The 294-nt window shown below is 60.9% G+C and carries 1 protein-coding gene; it reads right to left on the bottom strand.

Going from position 1 to position 294, the window contains the following annotated elements; translation table 11 throughout:
* The coding region (locus NTD86_RS04465; protein ID WP_410016949.1) for a bacteriophage T4 gp5 trimerisation domain-containing protein at nucleotides 1–294 on the bottom strand (294 nt) is incomplete at both ends.

Below are 294 nucleotides of genomic sequence, written 5' to 3'. Positions count from 1 at the left end.
AGGCCGACCTGCTCGCTCTGGCTCAAGCCGACGGAGGTGTTCATGGCCGCACCGACACTGGTCTGGTAGGCCGCGCCGATGGTCAGCGCTTTGCCGAGCCCGATGGTTTCGGCTTTGGCTAGAGCGATGGTTTCCGTCTTGTTGGCGCCGATGGTCACGCTGCGGTTGGCACCAATGGAGATGGTTTCGTTTTTGCCAACGTCCTCGGTGCGGTGGTCGCCGATGGAGATCGTTTCGTTGTGGTCGACCCGCTCACTGCGGTCATTGCCCACAAAGGTGGTTTCGTTGTGGTTG

This window comes from Pseudomonas sp. 7P_10.2_Bac1, from assembly GCF_025465935.1.
Taxonomy (GTDB): Bacteria; Pseudomonadota; Gammaproteobacteria; order Pseudomonadales; family Pseudomonadaceae; genus Aquipseudomonas.
Note: the sequence above shows the minus strand (reverse complement) of the source record. Positions and strands in the feature narration are given on the sequence as shown.